This window comes from Deinococcus maricopensis DSM 21211 (assembly GCF_000186385.1).
GTDB lineage: Bacteria > Deinococcota > Deinococci > Deinococcales > Deinococcaceae > Deinococcus_B > Deinococcus_B maricopensis.
Map to the genome: position 1 here is coordinate 794,763 of NC_014958.1, position 15,238 is coordinate 810,000.

Consider the following 15,238-nt stretch of genomic DNA (forward strand, 5'->3'; position numbering starts at 1 on the left):
CACTTGGGCATGCAACGCAACAAACTCTGGGTGCCGGTGGTCGTGTCCGTCGCGGCGGTCGGCGCGGCCGCGGCGGGCGTGGCGGTGGCCCGTCACCGCAAGGACGACCTCAAGGAATTCGCGGTGCAGCAGCTGGTGGAGGGGCCCGCCTCGAACCTCACGTACGCGCAGCTCGGCGCGAACCTGGAACGCGGCTGGCTCGCGCTGTCCGCCCGGCTGGAACGCACCGCCGACACGCCCGACGCGCGCGCGACCGTGCGGCACATCATCGGCATCGAACGCTGGGGGCAGGCGCGCCTGCGCGTCGCGCTCGGGCAGGCGGCGTTCGTCCGCGACGAGCACCACGTGTACAAACCGCCGAAGGACGCGTCCCTGCAGGAACTGCGTGAAACGATGTCCCAGACGCGTTCCGGTACGGTCGCCCTCGCTCGCGCGCTGCAGGCGAACCCACCCGAAGCGGGCACGAGCGTGGAGCACAACGGCCTGGGGCCGCTCACGCCCAAGGGATGGCTGCGCTACCTGAACGGCCACGCGGACCTCGAAAGTCGCCGCCTCCGCCTGCACTGAGCCGTCAGGAAGGGCGGCCCCACGCGCGGGGCCGCCCTTCCTGACGGCGGGCTCAGCTGTCCAGCAGGGCCGCGAGGAGCCGCGCAACCGTTTTCGGGTCCGCCTGCCCGTTCGTGGCGCGCATGACCTGCCCAGTGAAGAATCCGGTGAGGCCCTTCTTGCCGCCGCGGTACTCCTCGACCTTGCCGGGGTTTGCGTCCAGCACCGCCTGAATCGCGGTGCGCAGGGCGCCCTCATCGTTCAGGACGCGCAGACCCTTGCGTTCGATGATCGCGGCGGGCGCCTCGCCGCTCGCCTGCGCCTCGGCGAGGGCGTCTTTCGCGATGCGCGCGCTGATGCTGCCCTCCGCGAGGAGCGCCACGAGGTCCGCGAGGGCCTCACGCGGCACCTTGTTCGTGCCGTCACGCAGCGCCACCGCCAGGTCGTTCACGACCCACGGCGCGAGCGCCGCCATGTCCGGCGCGCCGTCGAGGTACGCGAGCAGCGGCGCCTCGCGTGCGAGGAGGTGCGCGTCGTTCTCGCTCAGGCCCGCGCCCTGCAGGCGCGTGAACGTCGCCGTCTGCTCGTCCGTGAGGGCCGGGCGGGTGGGCGCCGCCGGGGCCGCCTCGGCCTTCTCGCCCCTGGGCTGCTCGCGCTTCTCCCTTGTGGGCGCGGCCTTCGTCTGCTCCTTCGCCCACGCGTCCTTCAGGGTGATGATGCGGTTCAGCACGAGGGCGCCCTCGCGGCTGTCCTGCGGGTCACGCCAGAAGTACCCGAGTCGCTCGAACTGGTAGCGGGTGTCGCTCGGGTCCCGCAGGACGCTGGGCTCCACGAACCCCTGCGTGACCGCGAGGCTCTGCGGGTTCACGAAGCGCAGGAAGTCGGTGTTCAGCGGCTCGCGCTCGTCCTCGTGCCCGGGCTCCTCCGGGTCGAAGTGCTGCGCTTCCGTGTCCGGGTTCGGCACGGTGAACAGGCGGTCGAACAGGCGGAACTCGGCGGGCACGCCCTGCGACGCGCTCACCCAGTGGATCACGCCGCTGGCTTTGGCGTCCTCGCCGAGCAGCGTCACGCGCAGTTCGGTGACGGTGCCGCCCTCGTCGGTGAGCACGTCGTCGCAGCGGATGATGCCCGCGCCGCGCAGGCGCACCGTGCCGCCCGGCGTGAGGCGCTTGAAGCCCTTCGGCGGGTCCACCGCGAAATCGTCCCGTTCGATCACGAGGTCCGCGGTGAGCGGCACGTCCCGCACGGCCTGCTCGGGCGTCACGCGCGCGCCGCCGGGCAGGCCCACCAGGCCGTCCGCGCTGTCGCGAATCACGTCGTGCGGCCAGTAGGGGAGGCTCAGCGTGCGCGCGCCGTCCAGGTTCGTGATCGTCACGCGCAGCGGCTGCGCGACCGCCATCACGCGCGGCGCGCGGGCGTTCAGGTCGTCACGCACGGCATTCTCGAACACCGCGAGGTCCACGGTGCGGTTCGTGCGGCTCACGCCGATCTGCGCCGCAAACGCCCGCACGGCGTCCGGCGTGACGCCCCGGCGGCGCTGCGCGCTGATGGTCGGCATGCGCGGGTCGTCCCAGCCGCGCACCACGCCCTCCTGCACCAGGCGGCGCAGTTTGCGTTTGCTGACGACCGTGTACTCCAGGCTGCGCCGCCCGAACTCGTACTGCCGGGGCGGCGTGCGGCCGGTCTGCGCTTCCGGGAACAGGTGCTCCATCAGCCAGTCGTAGATGGCGCGGTTGTCGATGAACTCCAGGCTGCACATGCTGTGCGTGATGCCCTCAATCGCGTCACTGATGGGGTGCGCGAAATCGTACATCGGGTAGATGCACCACGCGCTGCCGGTGCGGTAGTGCGTTTCGTGCAGGATGCGGTACAGCACCGGGTCGCGCAGCTTGAAGTTCGGGCTGGCCAGGTCGATCTTCGCGCGCAGGGCGTGCTCGCCGTTGCCGAACTCGCCGGCGCGCATGCGGGCGAACATCTCCAGGTTCTCCTCGACGCTGCGCTCACGGTACGGGCTGGGCGTGCCCGGCTGGTCCACCGTGCCGCGCAGGCGCGCCATTTCGTCGCCGCTCACGCTCTCCACGTACGCGAGGCCCTTGCGGATCAATTCCTGCGCGTAGCTGTACAGCTGCTCGTAGTAATCCGACGCGTAGAACAGTCTCGAGGTATCCCACCCGACCCACTGCATGTCGCGGATGATGCTGTCCGCGTACTCCTGCGTTTCGCCGGTGGGGTTGGTGTCGTCGAGGCGGAAGTTGCATACGCCGCCGTAGTCCTGCGCGGTCATGTAGTCGAGGAAGCTCGCGAAGGCGTGCCCGAGGTGCGCGTACCCGTTCGGTTCGGGGGGGAAGCGCGTCACGACGCGGTCCACGCGGCCTGATTGCAGGTCCGCGTCGATCACGTCCGTGATGAAGTTTGGATTGACGCGGCGCGCGTCAGGCGCGGGGATGAGGGCGGCGCGAAGGTCGGTCATTCGGCCATTCTAGAGCGCGCTCATGCGTTGCGGCGTCCGCTGAAGGGCGCACCGCCGTGGCGTGCTCATCAGGGCGGCGGGGCGCCCGGCCTACATCGGCGCGAGGGCGAGGCGCAGGCAGTACGTCCGGGCGTCGCCCTCATCGGGCTCGGGCAGGGCCGCGTAGCGTTTCGCGAGGGCGTCGAGGTCCGCGCGCAGCGCGAGGGCGTCCGCGTGGCGGTACGGGCGTTCCAGCCACGTGCTGAGCAGCGGCGTGCCCGGCGCGCCCTCGGGCACCGAGCGGATGCGCAGGCCCTCGTCGGTTTCGGGCATGCGCTCGATCAGCTGCCCGTGGCCAGGCGGGAGCTGCCCGAGCGCGCGGGCGTGCGCGGCGCTCAGGTGCCGCTGCCGCACCTCCTGGTCGTGCGTGATCTGCGCCGCGACCGTCTCGGCGGCCGTGAGCGCGAACGGCACGAAGAACGCGGGCGCGGTGGCGGTGTAGTGCCGGACAGCGCGCCCGGCGCGCGGCGCCGCGCGCGTGACGCGCAGCAGGTCCAGCTGCACGAGGCGGCCCGCCCAGTAGTGCACGCGGCCCAGCGGGAGCGCCAGTTCGCGCGCGGCGGCGCTGAGCGTCACCTCGCGCTGCAGGAACGGCGCGAGGTACAGCTGACGGTCCGGGTCCGTGAGGAACGCCGCCGCGTCCGCCCGCGTGATGACCTGCGTGCCGGGCGGCAAGCTACTCAGTTCTGCCTCTGTCATTGGAAGTAGGGTACCTGGCACCGTGCAGGTGGAGGCAACCATGACCCTGACCACCCCCCACCCCACCTGGCACCCCGACGACCGCGCGTCCGTGGTGGACGCCGCCGCGCACGCCCTCGCCGAGCAGTACGTCTTTCCGGACGTGGGCGCCGCCCTCGCCGACGCCCTGCGCATCTGGTGGGCGACGACGCCCGAGCGGCCCGACACCCCGGAAGCGTTCTGCGCCGCCGTCTCGGCGGCCCTGCGCGCGCACACCCCGGACGGGCACCTGCGCCTGCGCGTGAAGCCCGAGAAGCACCCGCACCACGGACGCGAACCGTTCGCGAGCGCGCACGGCCTCACCCGCGCTGAAATCCTCGACGGGAACGTCGGGCTGCTGGAACTGCGCGGCTTCTTCGACGTCACGGCAGCCGCGCCCATCATCGCGGCCGCCCTGCAGCTCATGGCGGGCACGCGCGCGCTGATCCTCGACCTGCGCCGCAACGGCGGCGGCGACCCGGCGTGCACAGCGTTTCTGCAGGGGTTCTTCTTCGCGGAGCCGCTGCACGTGAACACCTTCTGGCACCGCGGCGCCACCGAGGGCGTGCAGACGTGGACGCCCTCAGTGCTGCCCGCCCCGCGCTACCTGGACCGGCCGGTGTTCGTGCTGACCAGCCGCCGCACGGCGTCCGGTGCGGAGGAGGTCGCGTACGTGCTGCGCCACGCGGGCCGCGCGACGCTCATCGGCGAGACGACGGCCGGCGCGGCGCACCCGGGGGAGTTCGTGAGCGTCCACCCGCACCTGGAGCTGTTCGTGCCGGGCGGGCGCCCGGTGGTGCCCCTCACGGGCGGCAACTGGGAGGGCGTGGGCGTCGAGCCGCACATCGCCGTGCCGGCCGCGGAGGCGCTGGAGGTGGCGCTGGGGCAGCTCTAGGTGCGGGGCGTTTGTGCGCTTCGGCCCGCTCGGGCCCGCAGGCGCGCGGTACGCTCCCGGCATGTTGAGCATTCGTGCGGTCACCGACCCGTCCGACCCGGCCATTGCGGCGTTCGGCGCGCTGCAGGAACGCGCGTACTTCGAGCCGGACATGCTGATTCCCGCGCCGTACATCGCGCACATGCTCGCCCGGCCCGGCGGCGCGCGCCGCGACACGCTGCTCGTCGCGGAGGACGAGCGCGGGCGGGTGCTGGGCGGCACGCTCTTCCACTACCTGCCGGACGCCGGGACGGGCTTCAGCAGCTTCCTGGGCGTGGAGGCAGACGCGCGCGGGCGTGGCGTGGCGCGCGCCCTGAACGCCGCGCGACGCGAGACCCTGCAGGGGCAGGGCGCGGCAGGCGTGTTCATTGACGTCGTGAACCCGGAGCGCCTGAGCGACGAGCAGCGCGCCGCCGAGGCCGCCGTCGGCAGTGACCCGCGCTCGCGGCGCGCATCGTTCCACGCGCTGGGGTTCCGTACGGTGGACGTCCGCTACGAACAGCCGGTCGGGGGCGAGGACGGCGGGCCCGTCACGGACATGGACCTGCTGTACCAGCCGTTCACGGACGAGCAGGGCAGCGTGCCGGCGGCGCTGGTGTCGGAGACCATGCGGGCGTACTGGACGCCGTGGCTGGGGGCGGTGCGGGCGGCGCAGCACGCGCAGGAACTGCAGGACCGCGCGGGCGGGCGCGAGCGTGTGCCGCTGCTGCCCGCCACGGCGTCCCCGTCCGCCTTCCAGAGATAAATCCAGGGGCCGGTACACCAGCCCCGGGGTCTTAGTGGGCGAGGCGCAGGATCGCTTCGACGTCCGCGCGGCCCAGCGGGCGGAGGTTCCCGAACGGCTCGCCGCGCAGCACGCTCAGTTCCGCGAGCTTCGGGATGTCCGTGTCGGGGATGTTCAGCTCGTGCAGGCGCGTGGGCGCGCCGAGCGACCGCCAGAAGCTGCGCAGGCGCGTGATCCCCTCGCGCGCGACCAGCGCGTCGCTGCGCTCCATGCGGTGCACGCCGAGGACCCGCTCGGCGAGTCGCGCGAGCTTCTCGGGGCGCTCCTGGGCGGCGTATTCCATCCACGCGGGCATCACGACGCTCAGGCCCGCGGCGTGCGGCACGTCGTGCAGCGCGCTGAGGGCGTGCTCGATGCGGTGCGAGGCCCAGTCGCCGTCCTTGCCCATGGCGAGCGCGCCGTTGAACGCCCAGGTGCCCGCCAGCATGGCCGTTTCGCGCAGTTCGAGGTTCCCGAGGTCCGCGACGAGCTTCGGGCCGGTGTCGATGAGGACGCGCAGCAGCCCTTCGGCCCAGGCGTCCTGTACGGGCGTGTTGGTGGTCGTGTCGAGGTAGTCCTCGAGGACGTGGCTCATCATGTCGATGAGGCCGTACGCGGTCTGGTCGCGCGGGGCAGTAAGCGTGAAGGCCGGGTCGAGGATGCTGAAGGTCGGGTAGGCGTGCGCGCTCGCCCAGCCGCGCTTGTCGAGGGTGCCTTCGTTGGTGATGACGCTGATGGGGTTCATTTCGCTGCCGGTGGCGGCGTGCGTGAGGACCACGCCGAGCGGCAGGGCGCCGGTGATGAGGGAGGGGTTGAGGATCAGGTCCCAGGCATCGTGCGCGCTGCGGGCGCTCACGGCGATGGCTTTGGCGGCGTCGATGACGCTGCCGCCGCCCACGGCGAGGATGTGCGTGACGCTGCCCTGCGCGAGGGTGACGCCGCGCCGAACGGTGCTGAGGCGCGGGTTGGGTTCCACGCCGGCGAGTTCCGTGACGACCGCGCCAAGCGCTTGAAGGTGCGCGTGCACCTGGTCGTACAGGCCGCTGCGTTTGATGCTGCCGCCGCCGTAGACCAGCAGGACGTGCGCGCCGTGGGGGACTTCGTCGCGGAGGCGTTCGAGTTGACCGGCGCCGAAGTGCAGGCGCGTGGGGTTCTGGAAGCTGAAGGGCTGCATGACCGCTGAGCATGGCCCGAACGGGGGCGGCGGAGGGTGCGCTCGTCACACACGCGGGTCATGCGGAAGGCGCCGCGCTCCGTGCGGTCACGGGCGCGGCGCGGCGGTGTTGAATGGTTATGCGGCGGGCGTGGCGGGCGCGTCGCCTTCGGCGCGGCGGGTGCGCGCGGGCTTTTCGGGCGCGTCGCTGGGGGGCGTCGCGGCGGCAGCCGGGGCGGGGGCGGGCGCGGCGGTGGGGGCGCTGATGCGCGCGAGGGCGTCGCCGAACGCGCGGAGCTCGTCGCTGCCTTCGAGGTCTTGGACGGCGCGGGCGTTCAGGGCGCGCAGTTCATCGCGGGTGACGGCGTACTCGTCGGACGCAAAGCCCTTGAGGGACTGCAGGGTGCGGTAAGCGTCTTCGGCGCTGAGTGTGACGCCTTTGCTGGTGGTGATGGTGGCGTCGCTGGTCATGTCGGCACCGTACAGCGTCATGGTGCCGGGCGCGACGAGGGCGGCGCGGTCACCTCGCTCGTCCATGTGGTTGGCAAGCTGGATGAGTTTGCGCAGGTCGCTCATGCGGTGGAAGAGGTCGAGGTGGGCGAGCATGGCGCCGGCTTTTTTCAGCAGGTCGTTCTTCTGGGGGTCCATACTCGCATTGTTCTGTTTTGCGCGAATTATGCAAGTGTTTTAAGCCACATTGCAGATCAATGAAGCCTCGACCTGCCTCAAAGACGCCTCCGCCCGGTTGTCGCGGGCGGAGGCTCGGATCGAACAAACTCGATGTACAGCCGAAAATCGATGGATGAGTGCGCCATCGGCACTCCCATTTCGGTAATCACAGAATATGTCCAGTGCAGAAAATTGTCAACACGCTCGTTGAATATGAAGTGCATATGAGGATGCTAGGCAAAAATGCCTACTCCTCACTTTTGCGACCTCCTACACCCTGCCCCTACCCTCAACCCATGCCCTACGCCACCGTGCGCCCCGCCGCCCCCACCGACGCCCACACCCTCGCCCTGCTGCACAACAGCACCACCGAACCGCACTTCCACACCACCGCCGCCCGGCAGCACACCCGCCTCAGCAAACCCAACCACACCCCCACCCTCGTGCTCGAACAACACGGTCGACTGCTCGGCGCCATGACCCTCTGGCTCAACCCCGACCACCCCGCGCACCTCTGGATCGGCCCCATGCTCCACCCCGACGAACGCACCACCGCCACCGCCACCCACCTGCTCACCGCCGCCCGCCACCACGCCCGCACCCACGGCGCCGCCCACCTCTGGCTCAGCCTCCGCGAGGACTACCTCCCCACCGCGCCCGACCCCCTTACGCACGGCTTCCACGAGGTGCACCGCACCTTCGGCGGTGGCTTCCACCTCACCACCCCGCCCCTCAACCCTGACCGCTTCAGCGTGCCCGGCATCAGCATCCAGCCGGCCCTCCCTCACCGAGACGACCCCCGCCTCGCCGCGCTCTACGCCCTCACCCGCCACGACAAGGTCACCGCCGACCCCACCATCCCCCCTGCCAGCGACACGCTGCACACCCCGGACCAGCTCTGGGCGCAGGCGTTCATCGCCACGCACGGCGAAGACCTCATCGGGCTCGCCGTGCCCGAACGCAGCGGCCTCGGCGCCTGGAACGCCCTCCTGACCGTCCACCCGCACCACCGCCACCGCGGCCTCGGCACCGCCCTGCAGGCCCACGTGAACGCCGCCCTGCACCACGCAGGCACCCCCTTCCTGAACACCGCCGGCGTCACCACGGACGCCGCGTACCTGCGGGTGCTCACACGGCTCGGCGCGCGCATCGAACCCGACTGGATCGCCTACCGCGCCCCCGTGGACGCCTGAATGCCGCACATCCGCCCCGCCACGCCCGACGACGCCGATACCCTCGCCGCGCTCGTCCACGCCGCGTACCTCGGGCAGTTCCCTGTGCACCCCGAGCAGTACCGCACCGCGAACCCCGCGCCCGGCCACCTGCACCTCGTCGCCGCGCAGGGCCACGACGTCACCGCCGCCGTGCACATCACCCCGTTCGGTGAGCGCGCCCCCCGCGCCGCCCGCCTGCAATTCGCCGGCGATCACGCGCAGTACGCCGCGCTGTACACTGCCGCACTCACGCACCTGCCGTCCGGAACACGCACGCTCATCAGCGTCGTCCGCGAGGACCACACCCCACAACGCGCGTTCCTGGACGCTGCCGCCTTCCGCAATGCCCACCAGTCCTGGGGCGCGCACCTTGACCTCCGAACCTTCAACCCGGACGCGCACCGCGCCCTCGACGAACGCCGCTACCTCGAAGGGTACGAGATCGCGCGCCTCACCCACCCCGCTCCCGCCCCCACCTGGGCGGCGCTGCACGCGCTCACCCTCGAAGCCGTCCGCGACGCCCCCCGCAACCCCACCACCACTCCTGACGACCTGACGCCCGAAACCCTGCGCGCCACCGTGGAACGCGAGGAGCAGGTCTGGGTCGCCACGTACCGAAACGAAATCACCGGGTTCACGCGCCTCACGCCGCGCGGCACGCACGCCGAATCGGAACTCACGGCCGTCACCCGCGCGCACCGCAGGCGTGGCCTGGCCACCCTGCTCAAGATGCACGCACTCACCTGGGCCAGAACCCAGGGCCTCACGTCCGCAGGCACGGGCGGCAACGTCCACAACCTCCCCATGCTGCGCGTGAACGCCCGCCTCGGCTACCGTGTGGAACCCATGTGGATCACCTACACCCGTGACATGCCCGGACACGGAAACTCAGACGCCTGACAGCACCCGGAACGAACCATGCGCCCCGGGCGGGAAGGGCACCACGCACGTACGGCCTCCAGGTCGATGGAGCCGTGCACGTGCGGGAACAGCAGGCTGCGCGTCCGGCTCGAACTCCACGGGCACCGCCAACGCGTCCGCATCGATCAGCAGCACCCGCCCGAACTCCCCCACGAAGTGCGCGGTCGCCACGGCCAGCAGCGGCCCGGGGTTCGGCAGGGCGCAATGAAGGTAGCCGTCACGGTCCAGGCGCGCCCGAGCAGCCTACTTCCGGCGTTTCGGCGCGTACTGCGTCACGCCACCAGCCGCCTCGAACGCGGCCTGCAGTTCCGCCAGCGGCCGCTCCGGGTGACTCTGCGCGTCGCCTGGCAGGGTCCGCGCGTACACCTCCACGGCGTCCGGGTAGCCGTCCGCGTCCGCGTCGCCGTTCGCGCGCAGCACCCCGTACAGCACCGCCCCGAAGTCCGCACGCGGACTCGCGCGGAACCCCGCCCGGAGCGCCTCCCCGAACGGGTTCCACGGCGCGCCGCCATGCACGTTCACATGGCAGAACGTGCAGCTCATGACCGTCCGGTCGTACTGCCACAGCGGATTCCCCACGTCGTAATGCAACTGCTGAATGGCCGCCGTGCGGTACTTCGGCATGGCGAGCGCCACCGGCACGCTCAGCGCCGCCGCGCCCACCAGCACCGCCACGGCGCCCCTCAAGCGATCCACGTCGGCCCCCGGAAATCCCCGCCCAGAATGTCGCGCGGGTTGAGGTTCAGCCAGCGCCCGAGCGCCTCGGCGTACACGCCCCGGAAATCCTGCCGGTACTTGATGTCGCCGTCCGCGAGGTCCTCCAGGTCCGGGCTGTCACCGTGCACGCCGCCCCGCACGCCCGGCCCGAGCGCGAACATCACGCTGCCCTGCCCGTGATCCGTGCCGGCACTGTCGTTCTCCGCGACGCGCCGCCCGAACTCCGAGAAGCCCATCACGATCACGCGGTCCGCAGCACCCTGCCGCTCCAGGTCCGCCATGAATGCACTGAGCCCCCCCGCGAGTTCCGTCAGCAGGTCATCCTGCTCGGCGCGCTGGCCTGCGTGCGTGTCGAAACTCCCCAGGCTGGTGTACAGCACCCGCTGCCCGGTGCCGCCCGCAATCAGGCGCGCCACGTCCCGCAGTTGCGCCGCGAACTTCCCTTCCGGGTACGTGGCGCCCGCGCGGTACTTCCCGGCGTTCGCCTGCACCTTGCGGGTGTTGGCGAGCATCTGCCGCGTGGCGCGCTGCAGGTACGCGGCCTCGCCGGACCTCGGCGCGTTCAGCATCCCCTCAAACGCCCCCTGTAGCCCCTCGGGCAGCTTCAGCTGAAAACCATCGACGCTGTCGATGCTCGGCAGCGCGAACTCGCTCGCCATCAGGGCGCGCGGGGTCGTTCCGCCCACGTTGCTCGCGCAGAACGGGTCGCCGATCCGCTCCGCGATCCGCCCGATCCAACCGTCATCGGCCGCCTGGGTCGGGTCCGCCGTGTGCCAGATCGCCATGCTCGCGAAGTGACTGCGGTTCGGGTTCGGGTACCCGACGTTCTCGATCCACGCGAGGTCCCCGGCGTCCCAGTGCTTCATCAGGGGCCGCAGCGCCGGGTGCATGCCGAGGTCGCCGTTGAGCGTCAGCACGTCCTTCCTGGGGATGGCGATGTTCGGCCGGGCCGCGTAGTACGCGCCGTTCGAGTACGGCACCAGGGTGTTCAGCCCGTCGTTGCCGCCCGTGAGTTGCACCACGACGAGGGTTTTGTCGCCGCCGGCACTGGCGGCGGCGCGCGCGAGGAACCCGGGCATCCCGGAGGTGGCGGCGAGCGCCACGGCGGACAGTTTCAGGAATTCACGGCGATCCATGGGCGTCTCCTTGCAGTGGCCGCTTCACAGCAGCTGAAACTCGGGCGAAATCAGCGTCAGGTACGTGGCCTGCGCGCGCTTCAGGCCGCGCAGCGCCGCGGGCGGCTCCGCGTGGCCGGTCAGCGCGAGCATGGACGGTGGCGCGTCCACCTTCGGCGCGTTCTTCCCGAGCGTGAGGGCCGCGGCCGTCTGCATGCGCAGCAGCAGTGAACTGTCGTTGATCCACTCGCGCCCCCCGTCCCAACCCTTCACGTTCGGCGGTTTCAGCAGGTCCTGCCCGAGCCGCGCCAGCGTGCTCGTCAGGTTCAGGATCTGCTTCTCGTCGAGTTTCGGGCGACCCATGCTCCGCAGCGCCCCCACCACGAACTCCACCGGGCTGCGGATGATGCTCGCGCGGTTGCCCGGCGCGTAAAACGCCTCGCTCGTCAGCAGCGCCTCCAGGGTCACGCGCAGGTTTCCGCCATGCGCGCGGAACACGTCCCCGAGGGCGCGCACGCCCGTCTCGTCCGGCGTGTCATTCACGAACGCCCGCCACAACTTGCGCGCCACGAAGTCTCCCGTGGCCGGGTGCGCGCACGCGAGCGCCACGACCTGCTCCGGCGTGAACGCCCCGCTCTGCCCCAGGTACGTCTTGCGCCCCGCATCATGGTTCTTGACCTGAAACGCGAACTTCGGCACCTCCAGGTACTGCTTGTTGCCGCGCCCGCCCGTGAACGTCCAGCCGGTCAGGGCGCGCGCACCCTCCTGCACGTCCCGCTCCGAGTACGGCCCGATCCCGGTCGTGAACAGCTCCAGCAGCTCCCGGCTGAAGTTCTCGTTCGGCTTGCCCTTCCGGTTCTGGTCGTTGTCGAGGTAGCGCAGCATCGCCGGGGATTTCGCGATGTCCGTTGCGAACGGCGTGAACTCCCCCGCAGCGTGCGTCCGCAGCAGCGTCAGGTATTGCCCGAGCGCCGCGAGGTTCCGGACCTTATCCGTGCCAATCACGAAATGATTGCTCCACAGCAGCGCGAGACGCTCGCGAAGCGGATGCGGCGTGTACAGCATCTCGAACAGCCACGCCGTCTGCGTCAGCTTGATGCCCGCGCCGGGCGACGCGCCATTCTCCGGCTTGAACGGATTGCCGCTCACGAGCGTCTGCGGAAAGTCCAGCAGCTTCCGCGCCGCGCCCTGCGGGCCGAGTTGCTGCAACGCCCGGATTTCAGCGTCGGTCGCGCCGAAACCCGCGCGGCGCGCCAGGTGCGCCGCGTCCTCAGGCGTGTACGTACGGGGTTGGTAGGGGGTGAGTGCCACGGTCATCTCCTGACAGGAACGGCTGGGGTTGACGAACCTACTCCTTAGAGGGCGGCGGTGCCACGAAAGTTCCCAGGGCGTCCGGACGTACGTCCCGGACGCCGGTGAGGGCCGCGCTCAGCGCGCGCGCCGGGAGGTTCCCAATCAGCCACACGAACGCGCCCGCCCGCACGCGCCGCGCGGCCACGCCCGGCGCAGTCTGCACGTTCCGCGTGGCCAGCACGAGCACGAGCGTATTCAGGCCGTCACTGAGCTGCACCTCCGTGCCGCGCCCGCTCACGCTCACTGCGACCGGCTCGAACCCCGCCGGGCACGCCAGCCCGGGCACGGCCGCCAGGACCGCCCGCCGCAGGCCCTCCGGCCGCACCGGCGCGGCGCGGCTGCGCGCGCGCACGCCACTGACCTGCTGGAGGGCCGCGCGGCGCGCCAGCGTCCCGTCCGCGCTGCGCTCCTCGAACGCGAGCGGCACGTTCCACGCGCGGTCCACCCACACCGTCCAACGCGCCGCGTCCCCCACCTTCGGTGTGAGCGTCAGCCGCGTCGCGTCCCGCCCGGCCACGCGCTCCACGCCCCCGACGTTCACCTCGAAATTCCGCCGCAGCAGACCCGCGTAGACGCTCACGTTCGGCAGGACCGCCGCCGTCCGCGTGGGATTCGCGCGCGGCGGGAAGAACACGCTCACTTCCGCCACGCCACGCGCCTCCGTCCGCAACGCCCGCGCGAACGCCGACACCGCCGGATTCGCGTCCGCCGCCTGCGCCGACGCCCCCAGCAGCGCGATGAGCATCGTCGCGCGCCTCACCACTCGTCCCCCTGCGCCGCGCTGTACGCCGCGTACGCCGCCGACGCCGGCAGGGTCGGCGCGGGCCGCCACGCCAGCACGCCCGCCACCACCGCCGCTGCCGCGAGCGCCGCCGACACGCCCCCCGCCGCCCGGCGCCGCGCGACCCGCGCGCGGCGCGTCAGAAACCGCGCCGCCGCGCCCGCATCCTCCGCCGTGCCCGCCCGCGCGCCCACGAACAGCGCGTCCAAGTCCGCTTCCGTCCACTCGCTCACTCCGGCCTCACCCCCTGCGCGCTCAGCAGCGCCCGCAGCGCCACCCGCCCACGATTGATCCGCGACTTCACCGTGCCCAGTTCCACACCCATCACCTCGGCCACCTCCTCGTACGTCAACCCCGATAACTCCCGCAACGCCACCGCCTCCCGCTGCTCCCTCGGGAGCTGCGCGAGTGCCCACGTGAGCCGCGCCCGCAGGTCCGCCCGCTCCCCCTCCCGCACCGGGTCGCTCCCCGACACCGGCTCCGGCACCTCCGAGAACGGCACGCTCGGCCGTACCCGCAACGCCGCGTAACACGCGTTCAACGTCACGCGGTGCAGCCACGTCCCGAACGCTGCGTCCCCCCGGAACGCCCCCAGATGCCGGTGCACACTCACGAACACCTCCTGCACCACGTCATCCGCTGCGCCCACACCCACCAGCGACCGCGCGAGCGCATGCACGCGCGGCGCATGCCGCCGCACCAGCGTCTCGAACGCCGCCTCCCGCCCACGCGAGAACGGCGCGCGGGCGCGCGCGATCAACTCGGTATCCGTGAGGTGCTCCACCGTCACACCCATCAGATGCACGTCCCGCCCGGAAAGTTCCAGCCCCAGGGCGTACTAGCATGCCCGCATGGCCGACACGCCCCCCCTCACGCTCCCCGAAGCGCTGCGCCGCACCCTTCCTGCCGCACGCTGGGAACTCACGCACACGAATGACGCCGGCACCCGCGTGTACCGCTCGCAACGCTTCCTCATCAAGGTCCACCCACGCGGCCCCAGTCATCCCCTGTTCAGCGAGAAGGAACGCCTCCGCTGGCTCGCGCCCCGCGTGCCCGTCCCGCCACTCGCCGGGTACGCCGAAGACGCCGACCACGCCTACCTCGCCCTCGCCCGCTTGCCCGGCATGCCCATGAACCACCCCGATGCCCGCCTCCACGCCCGCCGCAACGCCGACCTTCTCGCGCGCGCCCTCGCGGAACTCCACGCCCTGCCCATCCGCGACTGCCCCTTCACCCACACCCTCACCGAGCGCCTCCGCGACCTCCGCACCCGCCTCACCGCGTCCGGAGAGATCCCCACGCCCGTGGCCGAACGCTTCAACGCCCTCGTGCGCCAGCGCCCACACGACGAGGACCTCGTCGTCACGCACGGCCACGCTACCCTCGAGCACGTCCTCGTGAACGGCGAGTACGTCGAGGCACTCACCGGCGTCGGCCGGGCTGGCCTCGCCGACCGGCACGTGGACCTCGCTGCCGCGCACACCAGCCTCACGCAAGACTACGATCCGGACGCCGCCGCGCACTTCCTCGACACCTACGGACGCGCCCGCATTGACCTGCACAAGCTGGACTACTACGCCCGCCTGAACGCCCTCGCCTGACCCGACGCTGACCGCCCGTAAAGGTTTCCTCAGGGCCCCCTCAGGGCGCGTCATGCCCCCCGGGCTACGCTCGGAACCATGATGAAACGAGCCACCCTGCTTCTTTGCGCCGCCCTGGCCGCCGCGACCGCCGGTCAGGCCAGCGCCGGACGCCTCGATCCCGACCTGCAGAAAAAACTGCAGACCGCGCCCAACACTAAAGTCGGCGTCATCGTGCGCTTCTCCGTTGCGAACAACACCCAGGG

17 protein-coding genes (1 of these 17 running past the window's edge) are annotated in these 15,238 nt (G+C 71.5%); 7 read left to right on the plus strand and 10 right to left on the minus strand.

The features are described from left to right. Nucleotides 1-9: 9 nt before the first annotated feature. A complete protein-coding gene (locus DEIMA_RS03555; protein WP_013555861.1) occupies nucleotides 10-567 on the plus strand; it encodes a hypothetical protein in 558 nt (185 codons plus the stop codon). Nucleotides 568-619: 52 nt separating this feature from the next. Here the strand turns inward: DEIMA_RS03555 and DEIMA_RS03560 are convergent, their stop codons facing one another. Together DEIMA_RS03560 and DEIMA_RS16740 are read right to left on the minus strand one after the other, a co-directional pair. Further along, on the minus strand, nucleotides 620-3,016 hold the full coding sequence (locus DEIMA_RS03560; RefSeq protein ID WP_013555862.1) for a glutamine--tRNA ligase/YqeY domain fusion protein: 2,397 nt from the start codon (nucleotides 3,014-3,016) through the stop codon (nucleotides 620-622). 90 nt (nucleotides 3,017-3,106) lie between these two features. Next, entirely contained in the window at nucleotides 3,107-3,754 is a 648-nt protein-coding gene (locus DEIMA_RS16740; RefSeq protein ID WP_013555863.1) for a hypothetical protein, read from the minus strand. A 40-nt stretch (nucleotides 3,755-3,794) separates the two neighbouring features. On the opposite strand from DEIMA_RS16740, the gene DEIMA_RS03570 reads away from it, so the two are divergent. Together DEIMA_RS03570 and DEIMA_RS03575 are read left to right on the plus strand one after the other, a co-directional pair. After that, nucleotides 3,795-4,667 (plus strand): S41 family peptidase, encoded by an 873-nt coding sequence (locus tag DEIMA_RS03570; RefSeq protein WP_013555864.1) that lies wholly within the window; start codon nucleotides 3,795-3,797, stop codon nucleotides 4,665-4,667. Between the two features lie 61 nt (nucleotides 4,668-4,728). Next, nucleotides 4,729-5,451, plus strand: coding sequence for a GNAT family N-acetyltransferase (locus tag DEIMA_RS03575; protein ID WP_013555865.1), 723 nt, complete (start codon nucleotides 4,729-4,731; stop codon nucleotides 5,449-5,451). 31 nt (nucleotides 5,452-5,482) lie between these two features. Here the strand turns inward: DEIMA_RS03575 and DEIMA_RS03580 are convergent, their stop codons facing one another. Next, a complete protein-coding gene (locus DEIMA_RS03580; protein ID WP_013555866.1) occupies nucleotides 5,483-6,643 on the minus strand; it encodes an iron-containing alcohol dehydrogenase in 1,161 nt (386 codons plus the stop codon). 117 nt (nucleotides 6,644-6,760) lie between these two features. After that, complete coding sequence (locus DEIMA_RS03585) at nucleotides 6,761-7,270, minus strand: hypothetical protein (protein ID WP_013555867.1); 510 nt, start codon at nucleotides 7,268-7,270, stop codon at nucleotides 6,761-6,763. Between the two features lie 317 nt (nucleotides 7,271-7,587). On the opposite strand from DEIMA_RS03585, the gene DEIMA_RS03590 reads away from it, so the two are divergent. Together DEIMA_RS03590 and DEIMA_RS03595 are read left to right on the plus strand one after the other, a co-directional pair. Further along, nucleotides 7,588-8,484, plus strand: a complete 897-nt coding sequence (locus tag DEIMA_RS03590; RefSeq protein ID WP_013555868.1) for a GNAT family N-acetyltransferase — start codon at nucleotides 7,588-7,590, stop codon at nucleotides 8,482-8,484. Next, the gene (locus DEIMA_RS03595; RefSeq protein WP_013555869.1) at nucleotides 8,485-9,405 is read left to right on the plus strand and encodes a GNAT family N-acetyltransferase; all 921 of its coding nucleotides are present in this window, start codon (nucleotides 8,485-8,487) and stop codon (nucleotides 9,403-9,405) included. Nucleotides 9,406-9,669: 264 nt separating this feature from the next. On the opposite strand, the gene DEIMA_RS03600 is transcribed toward DEIMA_RS03595, so the two are convergent. The 6 genes from DEIMA_RS03600 to DEIMA_RS03625 are packed head-to-tail and all read right to left on the minus strand — an operon-like array spanning nucleotide 9,670 to nucleotide 14,188. Beyond that, nucleotides 9,670-10,122 (minus strand): hypothetical protein, encoded by a 453-nt coding sequence (locus DEIMA_RS03600; protein ID WP_245528344.1) that lies wholly within the window; start codon nucleotides 10,120-10,122, stop codon nucleotides 9,670-9,672. Beyond that, entirely contained in the window at nucleotides 10,110-11,279 is a 1,170-nt protein-coding gene (locus DEIMA_RS03605; protein WP_013555871.1) for a DUF1501 domain-containing protein, read from the minus strand. The genes DEIMA_RS03600 and DEIMA_RS03605 overlap by 13 nt, the downstream gene beginning before the upstream one ends. 24 nt (nucleotides 11,280-11,303) lie before the next feature. Beyond that, entirely contained in the window at nucleotides 11,304-12,569 is a 1,266-nt protein-coding gene (locus DEIMA_RS03610) for a DUF1800 domain-containing protein (protein ID WP_013555872.1), read from the minus strand. Nucleotides 12,570-12,606: 37 nt separating this feature from the next. After that, a complete protein-coding gene (locus tag DEIMA_RS03615) occupies nucleotides 12,607-13,371 on the minus strand; it encodes a LolA-like protein (RefSeq protein ID WP_245528345.1) in 765 nt (254 codons plus the stop codon). Further along, the gene (locus tag DEIMA_RS03620; RefSeq protein ID WP_013555874.1) at nucleotides 13,368-13,625 is read right to left on the minus strand and encodes a hypothetical protein; all 258 of its coding nucleotides are present in this window, start codon (nucleotides 13,623-13,625) and stop codon (nucleotides 13,368-13,370) included. Before DEIMA_RS03620 ends, DEIMA_RS03615 begins: the two co-directional genes overlap by 4 nt. Next, nucleotides 13,622-14,188, minus strand: coding sequence for an RNA polymerase sigma factor (locus DEIMA_RS03625; RefSeq protein ID WP_013555875.1), 567 nt, complete (start codon nucleotides 14,186-14,188; stop codon nucleotides 13,622-13,624). Before DEIMA_RS03625 ends, DEIMA_RS03620 begins: the two co-directional genes overlap by 4 nt. A 55-nt stretch (nucleotides 14,189-14,243) precedes the next feature. Between DEIMA_RS03625 and DEIMA_RS03630 the strand changes: the two genes are divergently transcribed. Continuing rightward, nucleotides 14,244-14,993 carry an aminoglycoside 3'-phosphotransferase gene (locus DEIMA_RS03630; RefSeq protein ID WP_013555876.1) on the plus strand — a complete coding sequence of 250 codons (750 nt, stop codon included), beginning with the start codon at nucleotides 14,244-14,246 and terminating at the stop codon, nucleotides 14,991-14,993. Nucleotides 14,994-15,074: 81 nt separating this feature from the next. Further along, nucleotides 15,075-15,238 carry the 5' end (the start) of a S8 family peptidase gene (locus DEIMA_RS03635; protein ID WP_013555877.1) on the plus strand. It continues 2,134 nt past the right edge of the window, so 164 of the gene's 2,298 nt are visible here — the first part of the coding sequence; its start codon is at nucleotides 15,075-15,077; its stop codon lies beyond the right edge, outside the window.

Excerpts from the sequence above, each read along its gene's own strand:
- DEIMA_RS03575 (WP_013555865.1), top strand. The coding sequence starts at position 4,729 with ATGTTGAGCATTCGTGCGGTCACCGACCCGTCCGACCCGGCCATTGCG.
- DEIMA_RS03570 (WP_013555864.1), top strand. The coding sequence starts at position 3,795 with ATGACCCTGACCACCCCCCACCCCACCTGGCACCCCGACGACCGCGCG.
- DEIMA_RS03590 (WP_013555868.1), top strand. The coding sequence starts at position 7,588 with ATGCCCTACGCCACCGTGCGCCCCGCCGCCCCCACCGACGCCCACACC.
- DEIMA_RS03595 (WP_013555869.1), top strand. The coding sequence starts at position 8,485 with ATGCCGCACATCCGCCCCGCCACGCCCGACGACGCCGATACCCTCGCC.
- DEIMA_RS16740 (WP_013555863.1), bottom strand. The coding sequence starts at position 3,754 with ATGACAGAGGCAGAACTGAGTAGCTTGCCGCCCGGCACGCAGGTCATC.
- DEIMA_RS03560 (WP_013555862.1), bottom strand. The coding sequence starts at position 3,016 with ATGACCGACCTTCGCGCCGCCCTCATCCCCGCGCCTGACGCGCGCCGC.
- DEIMA_RS03580 (WP_013555866.1), bottom strand. The coding sequence starts at position 6,643 with ATGCAGCCCTTCAGCTTCCAGAACCCCACGCGCCTGCACTTCGGCGCC.
- DEIMA_RS03630 (WP_013555876.1), top strand. The coding sequence starts at position 14,244 with ATGGCCGACACGCCCCCCCTCACGCTCCCCGAAGCGCTGCGCCGCACC.
- DEIMA_RS03555 (WP_013555861.1), top strand. The coding sequence starts at position 10 with ATGCAACGCAACAAACTCTGGGTGCCGGTGGTCGTGTCCGTCGCGGCG.
- DEIMA_RS03625 (WP_013555875.1), bottom strand. The coding sequence starts at position 14,188 with ATGGGTGTGACGGTGGAGCACCTCACGGATACCGAGTTGATCGCGCGC.
- DEIMA_RS03585 (WP_013555867.1), bottom strand. The coding sequence starts at position 7,270 with ATGGACCCCCAGAAGAACGACCTGCTGAAAAAAGCCGGCGCCATGCTC.
- DEIMA_RS03605 (WP_013555871.1), bottom strand. The coding sequence starts at position 11,279 with ATGGATCGCCGTGAATTCCTGAAACTGTCCGCCGTGGCGCTCGCCGCC.